General features: G+C 48.6%; 11 protein-coding genes and 1 pseudogene. 5 read left to right on the plus strand and 7 right to left on the minus strand.

Features of this window, described 5'->3' with window-relative positions; all coding sequences use genetic code 11:
* A pseudogene (locus tag BLV62_RS28645) lies at positions 1-207 on the plus strand (hypothetical protein); the annotation flags it as partial.
* 129 nt (positions 208-336) lie between these two features.
* Here BLV62_RS28645 and BLV62_RS22465 read toward each other — a convergent pair.
* Positions 337-1500, minus strand: a complete 1164-nt coding sequence (locus tag BLV62_RS22465) for a FecR family protein (protein ID WP_089764504.1) — start codon at positions 1498-1500, stop codon at positions 337-339.
* A gap of 354 nt (positions 1501-1854) precedes the next feature.
* Between BLV62_RS22465 and BLV62_RS22470 the strand changes: the two genes are divergently transcribed.
* The 4 genes from BLV62_RS22470 to BLV62_RS22485 all read left to right on the plus strand — a co-directional run bounded on the left by BLV62_RS22470 (position 1855) and on the right by BLV62_RS22485 (position 4069).
* The gene (locus BLV62_RS22470) at positions 1855-2232 is read left to right on the plus strand and encodes a helix-turn-helix domain-containing protein (RefSeq protein ID WP_089764506.1); all 378 of its coding nucleotides are present in this window, start codon (positions 1855-1857) and stop codon (positions 2230-2232) included.
* Positions 2233-2316: 84 nt separating this feature from the next.
* Positions 2317-3072, plus strand: a complete 756-nt coding sequence (locus tag BLV62_RS22475; RefSeq protein WP_089764507.1) for an SDR family oxidoreductase — start codon at positions 2317-2319, stop codon at positions 3070-3072.
* Positions 3073-3148: 76 nt separating this feature from the next.
* The gene (locus BLV62_RS22480; RefSeq protein WP_089764509.1) at positions 3149-3499 is read left to right on the plus strand and encodes a DoxX family protein; all 351 of its coding nucleotides are present in this window, start codon (positions 3149-3151) and stop codon (positions 3497-3499) included.
* Positions 3500-3604: 105 nt separating this feature from the next.
* Entirely contained in the window at positions 3605-4069 is a 465-nt protein-coding gene (locus tag BLV62_RS22485; protein WP_089764511.1) for a GNAT family N-acetyltransferase, read from the plus strand.
* Here BLV62_RS22485 and BLV62_RS22490 read toward each other — a convergent pair whose 3' ends face one another.
* The 6 genes from BLV62_RS22490 to BLV62_RS22515 form a co-directional block, all read right to left on the minus strand.
* On the minus strand, positions 4070-4567 hold the full coding sequence (locus BLV62_RS22490) for an RNA polymerase sigma-70 factor (RefSeq protein WP_168927952.1): 498 nt from the start codon (positions 4565-4567) through the stop codon (positions 4070-4072).
* Positions 4568-4696: 129 nt separating this feature from the next.
* Positions 4697-7516, minus strand: a complete 2820-nt coding sequence (locus BLV62_RS22495) for a M14 family metallopeptidase (RefSeq protein ID WP_089764514.1) — start codon at positions 7514-7516, stop codon at positions 4697-4699.
* Positions 7517-7534: 18 nt separating this feature from the next.
* Entirely contained in the window at positions 7535-8989 is a 1455-nt protein-coding gene (locus BLV62_RS22500; protein ID WP_089764516.1) for an amidohydrolase, read from the minus strand.
* 11 nt (positions 8990-9000) lie between these two features.
* Positions 9001-11724, minus strand: coding sequence for a M14 family metallopeptidase (locus BLV62_RS22505; protein WP_089764612.1), 2724 nt, complete (start codon positions 11722-11724; stop codon positions 9001-9003).
* A gap of 149 nt (positions 11725-11873) precedes the next feature.
* Positions 11874-12494, minus strand: coding sequence for a hypothetical protein (locus BLV62_RS22510; protein ID WP_089764518.1), 621 nt, complete (start codon positions 12492-12494; stop codon positions 11874-11876).
* Positions 12495-12516: 22 nt separating this feature from the next.
* Entirely contained in the window at positions 12517-14127 is a 1611-nt protein-coding gene (locus tag BLV62_RS22515; protein WP_089764520.1) for a SusD/RagB family nutrient-binding outer membrane lipoprotein, read from the minus strand.

Genomic DNA, 14127 nt, shown 5'->3' on the forward strand with positions numbered 1-14127 from the left:
AAAATGCAGGTCTATTGCGTGCTGATCGCTCAATTACTGATGGTGGTCATCAGAAAGAAAGCTGCCACGAAAAAATCTTTTGCTAATATGATCACCGTTATAAGATTACACCTGACAAGCTATGTTGGACTGATGGAATTTATTAAAGACACATATAAAGCATGGAGAAAAAAACACAATGCATCATCGCTTGCCTTTTCACCGTAATAAAGGAGGGGAGCTTCCCCCCATTTTGAAACAATCAAATTTTAGGCTGTAATCCTTATCAGAAAGGGATTACAGCCATTTTTAACCCGATTTTTGTCGGACAATAATGATTATTTTTCATCACGTTTGCTACATTACATCGATCACGCGGCCATTTATTTTAAAACGGGCGCCACTTACAAAGCTCAACATTTCAAGCACCTGCGGCAAACCTGCCTGCCGGCTGATGTTCCCGGTGATGCGTTTAACAGGCACATTCCCTTCATAGCGGATGCTTACATCATACCAGCGTGCCACTTCATTCATGATATCCCGAAAATCATCGTCCCTGAAAAAGAACACGCCATCTTTCCAGGCGGTGATCTTTTCTACATCCGCTTTCCCGATATTAACCCCGGTATTGCTAACCCTGGCTTCCTGGCCCGGTTTAAGGCGCCAGGAATGGTTTCCGTTTAACGCTACTTTAACAGCGCCCGATACCAGGGTAGTTTTTACTTCATTCTCGTAAGCGCCTATATTAAACCCGGTACCCAAAACCTGCACTTCTACCTCCCTCACTTTTACTTTGAACGGCTTTGACGGGTCCTGCGCTACATCAAAATATCCTTCTCCTGTCAGCTCCACTTCTCTTTCCCCTTTCCCGAAATGCACGGGGAAACGCAGCGACGATGCGGCATTCAGCCAAACCCTGGTGCCATCTTCCAGGGTAAGTTGGTATTGCCCTGCCTTAGGCGTAGTTAGCAGGTTATAAATAAGTTCCTCACTATTGGTTGCTCCTTTATGATATTGCAATGCGCCGTTTTGCTGGTTGATATCTGTTCCATCCGTTTCCTGGATCACTCCCAGCTGGCTTCCCAGTTTCACCTCTTTGCCGTTTCCTAACGTCAGCGTAGCAGTATTGCTGGCGGGACGAATGACAGGCAGTTTTTTTACCTCTGCGGTTATCTTCTTTTCTTCCGTTATCCTGCTCCAATTGTAACCCACCAGTACAACACCGCCAAGAACAGCTGCCGCCAACCCGGCAAGCAAAACCTTGCGATAAGGACGCATGGCACGACCGGTATCAGCCCTGGCCAAAACGCTTTCCCAATCGGCCTGCGTATCTATACTTTCCTGGAACTCCATCGCCGCTCTTACATTCTCCCTGGCCATTAACTGTTCATACGCCTCCTGGTGCTGCACATCCGCCTGGAGCCAGGCTGTCAGCTCCGCTTGTTCTTCGTTGCTGATCTCATTCTTGATCTTTTTCCATATCAGGTCTGCATACCTGAGATCATTGAACTTGTTTTCCATAAAGCCGTGTTACGATATAAAGAAACCCGGGACCGAAAAAAGGATGACAAGCGGGAGAAAATTTTCAAAATATTTTTCCATCGTTATTAAAGTAACTATTGACAGTTTCCTTTATAGCCCATTTCTACTTTCGAACTTGCACATTTACAGGTACTTTTGGTATATTTACTGTAGTATTCACTTAAGCAGCTGGTGATCCCTGGCCAATTATGGTCATACTCCTAACAGAGTAAATTAACCCGGGGTATGAACATGATCCTGAAACAGTAGAAAGTACCCATTTAGTTTCATCAACCCGACCGGCAGTTGCAGGGCGCTAGCGCAACCAGCAAGCTTTATCTTATTTTTATTGAGATGAATGAAATAAACCACGACATATTAAAACGAAGCAAGGAAATAACTGAAAAGTATTTCCGTTTTCTGGATAAACATATCTCTGATGTTGTTTCGGGGAAGGAAAGCGATTTTATGGAGATTAACCAGATCGCGAGCAAATTATTCCTTTCACATAAGCATTTGACTGATACAGTACAAAAAGAAACAGGGAACCATCCCTGTCATTTTTATGATCTCAGGATCATTGAAGAAGCCAAGAAAATGCTGTCCCAGACCGATCTGTCGGTTTCGGAGATTGCCAGGATACTGACCTACGACCCCTCTAATTTTTCAAAGTTCTTCAGGAAATTCACCAGGCAAACTCCGGGGGAATTCCGAAAACAACACCAGAAATAAAGTTCCGAAAAGTTCACCATGATATAATTACCGGGTCTTGCCATCTTCGCACTATCGATTACAAAACATTTAAAATCATAACAGATGGCAAGAAACGATCTAAACGGAAAAGTGGTCCTGATTGCAGGCGGCGCAAAGAATTTAGGAGGTTTGTTAAGCCGCAATTTTGCAGCCAAAGGAGCCAAAGTGGTGATCCACTATAACAGTGACAGCACAAAAGCAGATGCTGAAAAAACCCTGGCCGACATCACGAAAGCAGGAGGAGAAGCGTTTTTATTCCAGGCCGACCTGACAGATGTAAAGAATATCACGAAACTTTTTGACGCTGCAATCGCCAAATTCGGCGGCATCGATATCGCTATCAACACGGTAGGAAAAGTATTGAAAAAGCCGTTCACCGATACAACCGAAGAGGAATACGACAGCATGAGCGATATCAACTCGAAAGTGGCTTACTTCTTTATCCAGGAAGCAGGTAAAAAACTGAACGATAACGGCAAGATCAATACGATCGTCACTTCCTTATTGGCTGCATTTACCGGCTACTACTCTACTTATGCAGGCGCCAAGGCGCCGGTAGAACATTTTACCAGGGCGGCTTCCAAAGAATTTGGTTCCCGCGGTATTTCAGTAACTGCAGTAGCCCCGGGCCCGATGGATACGCCATTTTTCTACGGCCAGGAAAGCGATGAAGCTGTTTCTTATCACAAACATGCATCTGCATTGGGTGGATTGACAGATATCAAAGACATTGCGCCATTGGTAGAATTCCTGGTAACCGACGGCTGGTGGATCACCGGGCAAACCATTTTTGCGAACGGAGGTTATACTACAAGATAATCCCGAAAAATTTTGTATATTTTTGAAAGGCAAACAACCGGGTTGTTTGCCTTTCTTTTAAAACCTCGAAGCAGCTATGATAGCAAAAATCATCAATTCCGTTCTAATCCTTATCGCGGTATTTATGGGAGCCAAACAAGGCTGGAATATGCTTACCGCGAAACCCGAAATGCTGGAAATGTTCGGCAAATGGGATTTCAGCAAAAATGCCGTTATGATCAACGGCGCTGTAACACTGCTGGCTGCTGTGCTGATATTATTCCCCAGAACTTTTGTATGGGGCAACTTCCTGATGTCGGCAGGGATCCTGATGATCATTTGCCTGCAGTTACTGACCAGGAACCTGAAAGGCGCCGCCATAGAATTACCGTTCTTTCTTCTTAACCTCATCATCATCTACCTGCAATACCCGTTGAAAAATCAATGAATGCATCTGGCCACCTCTCCCGACGGCATGCGTACCATGAACATTGCCTGTAACAGCATACCTTCGCAGTGGAATATTATCATCATCCAATAAAAAGACATCCAGATGTCCAGGCATTTTAGATTCAGGGAACTAGGGGCAAACGAAGCAATACCTTACGACTTACTGCTGGCTGCAGATCCATCAAGGGAGCTGGTAGAAGAATATCTTGGCGCTTCGGCTGTGTATGTGGCGGAATATGAACGCCAGGTAGTTGGCGTGGTTGTGCTTTCAGAGATCAGCGATACGCAGGCGGAGATCAAAAATATTTCAGTAGAGGAAAGCATGCAGGGACAAGGGATCGGTAAATTCCTGCTCTCTGAGACCTGTAGAGTGGCGAAAGAAAAGCAGTATAAAAGTATCTGTATAGGTACCGCCAATTCAAGCATCATGCAGTTATACCTATACCAGAAAAAAGGGTTTGAAATAAGCAGTATCCGGCAGCATTTTTTTACGGATAATTATCCTGAACCTATTTATGAGAACGGGATACAGGCAAAACACATGATAATGCTGGAAATGGAATTGTGATCAAAGAAATAATAAGGTGAAGATCTCGGGATTCAATCGCTTTTTCAGCATTTCCAGGCCTCTTTTCTTTTGGGTTTTAACCGTGTTGATGCTGATGCTCAGTTTAGAAGCTATTTCCAGGTTCTTGAGTCCTTCCAGGTATCCCATCCGGATAACCTGCCTGCAGGCTTCCGGCAAGGTTTCCAGCGCCCTGTAAATTTCTCCCATCACCTCCGACCTGATCATGGTAAGCATTATACTGGTATCGTCGGCTTCCGATTGGCTGGAAGCAGCAGCATATTGTTCCACTACCCTGGCATGCCGTAAATAGTTCAGGCAGGCGTTCTTTACAGTAGTATAGAGAAAATTTTTAATAGCAGCGGGATGAGGAGTGATCTTTGATTGCTGGGCGAGATAAGTTACAAATGCTTCCTGCGCAATATCCCTGGCCTTGTCTTTATCTCCAGTGAACTGAAAAGCAAAATAACAAAGGCGGGTGTAGTACTCCTGAAAAAGCATGGCAGGTGACGGTATGTCGAATTGCATTGGCATGATACTCCCGGTCTCGATGCCCAATATACTTAAATTTATGACATAAATAACAAAGCAGCAGAAAGGCTCCTGCTGCTTTGTTTCCAGTGATTATTTTCAGTTGCCCGCCGGCAGGTTGATCGTAGGTCCGGGATTAGATGCGCCATACAAACCGTTGAACAACATTTTAAAGGTGCCCAGGGATTGGCCACGGAAGGTTATCTCAGGCCCGAATGCGTATAAAATGCCCTTGCCAACCGGGGCAGAAAATGCAGCCACTCCGTCTTTCAGGTAGCTTTGTCCCCATGCCCAGCCGCTGCGTAACGGGCGATCTGTAGAGAACCAGGCCAAAGGCTTCACTCCTTTCTCCGCCGCTTCAGCACCCAGTTTGAATACCGGGCTGTTATCAAAGTTGATATCCGCTTTCGAGAACATGCCCCAGGCAACTGGTTGCAATGTATCTACGCTCACGGCCAGGATACTTCCCGGCACAAAGTACTTGGTACCCGGCAAAGCCGTTTCCTTCCCATCAGCCCCTGTTTCCACCAGCGCATTTTTAACAGGAAGGCCTAAATGATAAGCGAGGCTGGTACTGCTTCCGATAGTAAGCACCGCTCCCCCGTCTTCCATAAATTGTTTGATCTGGGGTACCGACTTCTCAACCGTGATCTTGCCCAGCAAAGGCCTGTATTGTTCAGGTATCTCCGCTTCTACCGGCTCTTTAGGCGTATAGCCGCGATTGTTGTTTGCACCGCCGGGGGCAGGGATAGCCCTGGTTACAAAAATGATGGCATCATATTTTGCTTTTAGTCCGCCGGCATCAATATCCTTTGAGTAAATAACATCAAAAGGAAATTCATACTGCTCCAATATCCATCTCACCCAGCCTGAAGGCATAGAACCTCCGTAGGTATCCCATAAGGCTATACGCGCCTGGCTGGCCGGCAAAAGCCGGCGGGGCCGGGAATTGGCGGCAATAGTGTTTAACCCCAGTTGCGACGCTGCGTCAGATAATATAGCTGCCGCTTTTGCATTGCCAGGCACATAAAATGTACCTGCCGGTAAAGCCGATTTGCCGGTTACCGGAGCGGTTAAACGAAAAACAGGTACGCCTGCTTTCAGCAAACGATTCACGGCTATAAAGTTATTGTTGGCCTGCGGACTAATGAAATATCCCGCTTTCCCCGCTATCGCCTTCCCTTTTGGCGCCTCCTGCAATAAGCCTTCCGACATTTTATGAGGCACTTCAAATCCGTCCAGCACCCGGTCGAACCGGACGCCCATCTGGTACGCCAACGTCCATCCTGCCGCATCGTACGGCCTGATCGGGGGACCGCCAGGGTATTGAAAGTCGTTCGGGTGATCCTGTGGTTCGAACATATCCAGGATATGCGGACGGAAAGCCTGGTTGGTTTTCACTATAAAACTGCCTTTAGGATAGCTTTTACCGCCAACGGTAAAAGCTTCGGTTGCTACCTGTACATCCACTCCGGTCCTGATCAAAGCATTTACAAATTTCACAGCAGTACCAAAATCCGGTTGGTCTAACGGGATGATATAGCCCCGGGGATCTCTCAGGTTGGGATCTTTGTAAACAGCATCATAATACTTCGTATCAATATTACTGCCTCTTGTCATCCAGCCATAAGGGTCGCTCGCCTGGTTCTTTGCCTGTTCAGGAGTAAGCGGATGATCCTTTTGGTAAGCGGCGGTAATGGCGGCGGCATGGCTTGGACTTAAGGTCCAGGTATCCTTATTTCCTTTATCGATGGCGTTGCGCCCCATTTTATAGATATTGTACAGCAACTCATCCCGGTGCCTGGCCGCATAGTCCAGCACTGCGTAATTAAGGGAAAGAGAATAGTCGATAGATTGCCGGAAATACCATTTATCCTGCGGCGTTACGGGATTAGGGGTAGCGCCGTTAGGAACCAGGCGTTGGGGTACTACCGGTACCTTCTCAGGCGTAGGATTGCCTATAATTTCCGTCAACAGGCCTATCATGTTATGATACTGGGCGGTTGTACGCAACCCGCCGTTGTACCAGGTAGAAAAACTGGAACCATTCAGGCGGGTGAACCCTGGTTTGTCTTCAGCATTCAGGCGATTATACATCGCGGCGCCCAGGGCGTCGATACCCGTTATCATGAGCGGATCAAAGAAGTAGTTGAACGGGTCGCGATACGGAGGCCCTGCCAGAACTGAGCCTTCAGGGCCGCGCTGATGGTGATTGTACATGATCTGCGGTAACCAGTCCTGGTACATGAATTTACCCATGTTCCGGCTCTCTTTCATATTCATGATGTAGAAATCGCGGTTATTATCGTGCCCGATGTATTTCTGGTACAGCACCGGAAGCTGGTCTACCGATCTTTTCAGCGTATCGGGGTTCCGCATATACCAGTTGGCTACGAGTTCCTGGCCGTCGGGATTGGCGTGTACCAAAAGAATGATCACATTATCCAGTATCCTGTTGGTTTCGGGATCTGTCCGGGATGCCAGTTCATAAGCTGTTTCTATCAGTTGATGAGATCCAACCACTTCGTTGGCATGCAGGCCGCCGTCTATCCACACCACTGCCTTTCCTTCGTTTGCGAGTGTCCTGGCCTCCTGTTCCGTTATTCCTTCCGCTTTTGCCAGCTGCCGGGAAATAGACTGGTAACGGGACAGCCGGGCCAGGTTTTCCGGAGAAGAAACAATAAGCGCATATTGCTCCCTGCCTTCTTCTGTGCGGCCGATGCTTTGCAGTTTTACCCTTGGCGATGCAGCCGCCAGCTTTTTGAAATACCCTTCTGTTTGGGTATAATTGGCCAGCTGGTAATTGTCGCCGATATTAAAACCAAAATGTTCCTTTGGCGAAGGGATGCGGGAGCTTTGGGCGAATACGCCCAGGCAGGCGCCCAAAGCCAGCAACGAGGTAAATAATTTGTGCATCATGGTTTAGTTTTCGTTGTGTTATTTTCGATAGTCCAGGGCGGGTTTGCGATCGCCCAACATAGCTTCATAATGGAAGCCGGGCCCCTGGCGGTTGATCAGTTCTTCTTTTGCTTTTTTCAGCACATCAGGACTTTTAAACAGGTCGTAAGCTGTCAGCGCAATCGTTTTTGCTGCAACCATCATTCCCTTGGTGCCGATACTGCTTCCGGCGGCAGCCACATTCTGCCAGCTATGGCCCGACGAGCCGGGAACGAAGGTGGCTGTTACTACGCCGGCGGTAGGCACTACCCAGCTCACATCCGCCACATCTGACGATGCGCCGCCGTTGCTTTCCGTAACGATCTTAAACGGTTGTACGGTAGCCGCAATGGAAGACGGGTTGTTAATACCCGTTGTTTCTGCAAACGTTTTCTGTATACCGGCAGCGAAGCTGTTCTCTTCCGGCGTATAGGTAAAGCCGCCAACCTGGTGCAGGTTCTGATCCATCAGGCGCGAAAGGGTTTCGTTGGGTTGCATATTGTATACGCCGCCTATCACTTCGTATTCCATTTTTGTACCTGTACCCAATGCAGCGCCTTCAGCCGCTTTCACTACTCTTTCCCATACACTCTTTACCACTTTCATATCCGGATGCCGCACATAATAATAGACTTCCGCAAATGCCGGCACCACGTTAGGCGCATCGCCGCCCTTAGTGATCACGTAATGAATACGGGTATCAGAAGGAATATGTTCTCTCATCATGTTTACCATATAGTCCATCGCTTCTACGCCATCGAGGGCCGAGCGTCCTTTGTCGGGGTTTGCGGCCGCATGAGCTGCTACGCCGTAGAACCTGAACTTGGCGTTCTTGTTTGCCAGCCAGGGCGCAATAGCGGCAGAATTCTGGTTGCCCGGATGCCAGTGCAATACGGCATTCACATCGTTGAACAATCCCGCCCTTACCATGTACACCTTACCAGATCCGCCTTCTTCAGCCGGGCATCCATACAACCTTACCGTTCCTTTGGCGCCGCTTTGCTGCAACCAGTTCTTTACCGCTATGGCAGCGGCTACAGAGGCAGTGCCGAAAAGATTATGCCCGCACCCGTGACCCGGTGCGCCGGCTTTTACCGGCTTCTTCTCCGTTACTCCCGCTTCCTGCGATAAACCCGGCAGGGCATCATATTCAGCCAATATCCCTATCACCGGTTCCCCGCTTCCATAGCTGGCCACGAAAGCAGTAGGAATCCCCGCTACACCGGTTTTCACATCAAACCCTTCACCTGTTAAAGTTTGTTCCAGCAAGGCTGCACTCTTTTCTTCCAGGTACCCGGGCTCGGCGTACGACCAGATCTTGCGTGCGATGGTATCGTACGTCGGCGTATGCAGGTCCAGGTACCGGATCATCGCCTGCTTCTCCTTTTGCTGGGCCGCCGAAATCCCCGCGATGCAACAGAGAAAACCTCCCAGCACAAATGATAGCTTGCTCATAAGCAAAAATGTTATTTATAGAGTTGGTTGAATAAAAGTCTGAATGTACTGTGCGACTGCCCCCTGAACGTGATCTCCGGTCCGAATACCAGCAGCTTGCCTTTACCTATGGGCGCTGAAAAAGCGGCAATCCCGTCTTTCAGGTATTGTTGCCCCCAGGCCCAGCCGCTATGCAGCGGGCGATCGCCGGAGAACCAGATCAGTTTCTTTATTCCCGTGGCTCCGGGCTGCAGGGTAAATACAGGGCTGCGATCAAAATATACATCGTTGCGCGCCGGCATTCCTGCGTTTTCTATTGCGGTAGTATCAAAATCAGCTGTGAGCAGGCTTCCGGGGATGTAGTATTTTGTTCCTGAAAGCGGCTTGATCTCCCCTTTTGCTGTTCTTTCTACCAATGCATTATTCACAGGCAGGCCAAGATGATACACAATGTTGGCGCTGGAGCCGATTGTAACGATCTCTCCTCCTTCTTCCATGAATTTCTTTAACTGTGGTATAGAAGTATCCGCAGTGATCTTCCCCAGCCAGGAGCGGTACTCAGGAGGCAACTCAGACGCCTTGGGTATTTTAGGTTCGTAGCCTGAACGCGGTTTCTTTTTCGCAGTATCAGGAATAGCGCCGCCAGGAAAAATAATAAGATCATACTTCTTGCGAAGATTGCCTGCGTCGATGGCCGCCGGGTAAATGAATTCGTACGAAAAACCATATTGTTCCATCAACCAGCTGATCCAACCGGAAGGAATAGACCCGCCGTAAGTATTCCAGATAGCAATGCGGGCGGGAGATATGTTCCTGCTATCCGCTGGCCTGGCGTCCGCCTCTTTAGCCACAACGCCGTATTCAGCGGCCAGTTTGCCCAGCACGGCGCCCGACCTGGCGCTTGCAGGAACATAGAATTCTCCTTTTGTTGTTTTGCTAACCTTCACGCCGGCTTTCAGCAATTCGTTCACTGCAATAAAAGTATTGTTGGCGGCTGGACTCAGCAAATATCCATTCCTGGAAGCCGCAAATGTTGCCGCAGGCGGTTGTTGTATTTGCCCGTAAGGCAGTTTTTCAAACGGCCCGTCGAAACCTTCGAGTATCCTGTCGAACTTCACGCCCATCTGGAATGCCAGCGTCCACCCGGCGGCATCGTAGGGACGAATAGGCGGTCCGCCTTCGTATTGAAAATCGTTCGGGTGATCCTGGGGTTCGAACATATCGATCACGTGAGGTCTGAATGCCTGCGCCGTTTTCACGATATATGATCCGGCAGGATATTGTTTACCGTTAACGGTAAAAGCAGCAGTTGCCTTATGTACTGATATGCCCGATCTGATCAACGCATTAATAAACCTGACGGCTGTAGGAAAATCGGCCTGGTCGGCCGGTATAATGTACCCTCTTGCATCGCGCAGGGAAGGAGATCTTAGTACCGCGCTGTAAAACTTAGCAGGAATAGTATCTTCTCTCCCGAATGAAAAGTCGCCTCCTTCGCCGGTATTATTTGTGCCGGGCTTCTGGCTGCGTTTATTCAGCGCCTTGATACTGTCGATATACCGGGGGTAAAATGTCCAGTTATCCCTATTTCCCTTCGCGATTGCATTCGCGCCCATTTGATAGATATTATAAAGGAGAGTGCTCCTGTACCTGGCGGCATAATCCAGCACGGCATAGTTGAGGGACACGGAGTAATCTATCGATTGGCGGAAATGCCATTTCTGCGGAGTAACGGGATTAGGCGTAGCGCCATTGGGAATGAGCCTGTCGGGCACCAGCGGTACATTTTCAGGCGTAGGCCCGCCAATGATCTCAGTTAACAGGCCAACCATGTTATGAAAGTAAGGCGTTGTTCTAAGACCGCCGTTCCACCAGGTAGAGAACTGCGAACCTGCCCTTTGCGTGTAGCCGGGTTTACCTTCAGTATTTAGCCTGTTGTTCATGGCAGCGCCAACGGCGTCGATGCTTGTTACAATAAGAGGATCATACACGTAGTTAAACGGATCACGGTACGGAGGACCTGCCAGCACCGAACCCGCAGGGCCTCTTTGATGATGGTTGTACATGATCTGCGGGAGCCATTCAACAAACAGCTGTTCGCTGATGTGTTGGCTTTCCTTCATGTTCATCATATAAAAATCACGGTTATTATCGTGTCCCACATACTTTTCGTACAGGCGGGGAATGCTCATATTACGTTTAGCCGTATCCGTTTCCCGCATATACCAGTTGGAAACCAGTTCCTGGCCATCAGGATTTGCATGGGTACAGAGAATGATCACGTTATCCAGTATCCGCAGGGTTTCCGGATCGGTGCGGCTCACCAGTTGCCACATTGTTTCTATCAGCTGGTGTGTGCCTACCACTTCTGTAGCATGCAACCCGCCATCTATCCAAACAACTGCTTTTCCGGTTTCAGAAAGCTGCTTTGCCTGATCGGCGCTCAGATCTTCCGCCCGGGCAAGTTGCTGGGAAATGGATTTATACTGGTCTAATTTCCTGATATTTTCAGGAGAAGAGATGATCAGCATATATTGGCGCCTTCCTTCTTCCGTTAACCCGATATCCACCAACCTGGTACGATCGGAGGCCGACAGCTTTTTAAAATAGGCCTCCGTTTGCGTGTAGTTAGCGAGCTTGTAATCGTCTCCGATCTTAAATCCGAAATGCTCTTCAGGCGAGGGAACCTGCGCCCATGCTACAGCTACAGTGGCCAACAGCAAGGCTAAGAGCCGTAAAAATTTGCTATTTATCATCATTTCTCATTTGACAGTTGTTGTAAAGTGGCAGTTCCAGGTCAACAATTTATGAAAAGCGATTCCTAAAACCGGTATTTCAGGTGCCGGTTCGCTGGTACTGCTGTTTACCTTGCTATAATCAATGGTATCTTGTTCAGATCTGGTTGCTACTGTTTTTTAAACCTCACGCCTACACGGCAATCACCGGGTTCGCCCCTGGCTTCGTCGCAAATGTTATTAAAAAATGTAACAATCCTGCGTCCATCTGCCAGGTTGAGGATAAATTTAAACAGAAAGTAATCGTTTACCCCCACATTTGCAAGATTAACATGGTTCATATCTGCCAATTGCGCGGCAGTAAAGGAATATGTTTTCGGGAAGGTGGTAACGGTTTCATATAGATGATCGTTGCTTCCCACGATACTGGGCAACGGGAACTGGGCAATATTCGGGTAGATGTTTCCCGGTGTGGAGATCACCAACGGGTAAGCCGGCACACTGGCTTCCGCCTTGTTATAACTATTATACACTTCAATAGAGGTCACCGTTTCCTTGCCAAACCCTTCCCAGCTGAGAGTAAATGCAAACTGCTGGCTGGCTACATCCGGGTCTTTCAGGTTGAAGAAAGCCACTTTACCCGTTTGCTTTGTTGGCAGGGCTGTTTTGGTGGTATCTATCGTTACCACAGGAACAGCGGTATAAGTATAGTTCTCCCACTCATATTTCACTTTCTTGCAGGCAATGCCGAACAACAGCATGGAACCTAATATGATAATTGCACTTTTCATAAAAATATGTTTTGATCAATCATTATTTATCCCAGAATACAGGCGTAGTTTGTTGCTTCACCTGCAGGCGGCCGGCGTTTTCGCCCAGGCTGGTGTTGGCAATAAGCTCCGTTTCGGAGTAGTAAAGCCGCAACGGGAATACATTCAGCGGCGACAAAGGAGGCCGTAAAGCGGGCCAGCCTGTTCTCCTGTAATCGTTGTATGCCTCCATGCCGTTGCCGAATTGCGCAATGTATTTCTGGGTAATCAGTACGGCCAGCTTGTCGTTTGCCGATGCAGCGTCGAATTTCTGTGCAGCCGCTTCTGCAAACGAATTGATCGCAGCAGCAGCCATCGGCACTCCCCCATTTGAAGAAGCATAGGTACTGATACTTGTAAGGTTGGCGATGATGCCTTCTTTAAGCAATTGCCTGGCATCTTCGCCTGTATTCAAAGTAAGCGCAGCTTCTGCGCGGATAAATTTCACCATGGCATTGGTGATAAAAGGCATCAAACCCGCGCCATTGCCGTCTGTAGGCCCTACCACCTTTAAACTGCCTGTAGCCCCGGTATTGGTCAGGTATTGATTAGCAGCGGGAAGATTATTGATCGGCGCATTGTCGTACAGGCCGCCCGCCGGGTAAATACCAAAGGTTGAACGACGGTTCAGATCGGCCGGCGCAGCAGTGCCATCACCAGGGTTCCTGCCATAATACCCATTGCTGTTATTGCTGTTATTTAGTCCTGCTGTTGCATTCTGGCGGAAGATGAAGTATCGCAACCTTGGATCATCGCTGTTAAACAGCAGGTCAATAAACGCCTGGTTCTGGTAGAAGGTTTTACTTCCCTGGTATTCCGATCTATGCCATGGATGGCGGTTATTAGGATTCTGACCAGGACCGAACCGGAAAGTAAAGTCCTGGGCATTGGAGTTATTGGAACCGCCCATCAGCATGGCTGCATTTGCGATCAATGACCTGATAGTATCTGCAGACCTGGCAGGATTTACCAGGCGAACCTGGTTATAGAGTTTCAGTTTCAGCGAATTGGCCATAGCAAGCCACGACGATTTGCTTCCGCCGTAGATCATGTCTGCCGTTGCCGGAACAAGTGTAGCGGCACTTACTTTATTCGCCTCCGCGATTCCTTCTTCTATCGTTTTGAAAACCGCCTCGTAGATCTCCGCTCCCTTCTCGAACTTAGGACTTACGTTGTTTTGTCCCTGCTGGCTTTCGCTGTATGGGATGTCGCCCCACATATCCACCAGGAGGCTGACAAGATATGCCTTTTCGAACTTGGCAACAGCCGAATACCCCCACTGCTCCTGGACAGCGCTTGCCCGGATCACCGATTCGAGGTCGTTCAGCGTTTGCGTATAGAAGCCGTTCCAGGAGTCGTCGAAGCTGGTGCCCTGCTGCTGCAGGCGGCTCAGGCCCGACGAGAAGACCGTGTACTGCATAAAGGTAGCGGTACCGCTGTTAAGCTGGTACATGTTGGCTGCCATAGAAACCTGCGTTGCAGGAAGCAACAGCGGCAACTGTGCGGTTACCGGGTTATTGGGATCAGTGTTGATGTCTACAAACTTACTGCAGGCAGTAAAACTCAACATGCTGGCTAACCCGATTGTATATACGAAATTATGTAGTGATTTCAT

Source organism: Chitinophaga terrae (ex Kim and Jung 2007), from assembly GCF_900107795.1.
Taxonomy (GTDB): Bacteria; Bacteroidota; Bacteroidia; order Chitinophagales; family Chitinophagaceae; genus Chitinophaga; species Chitinophaga terrae.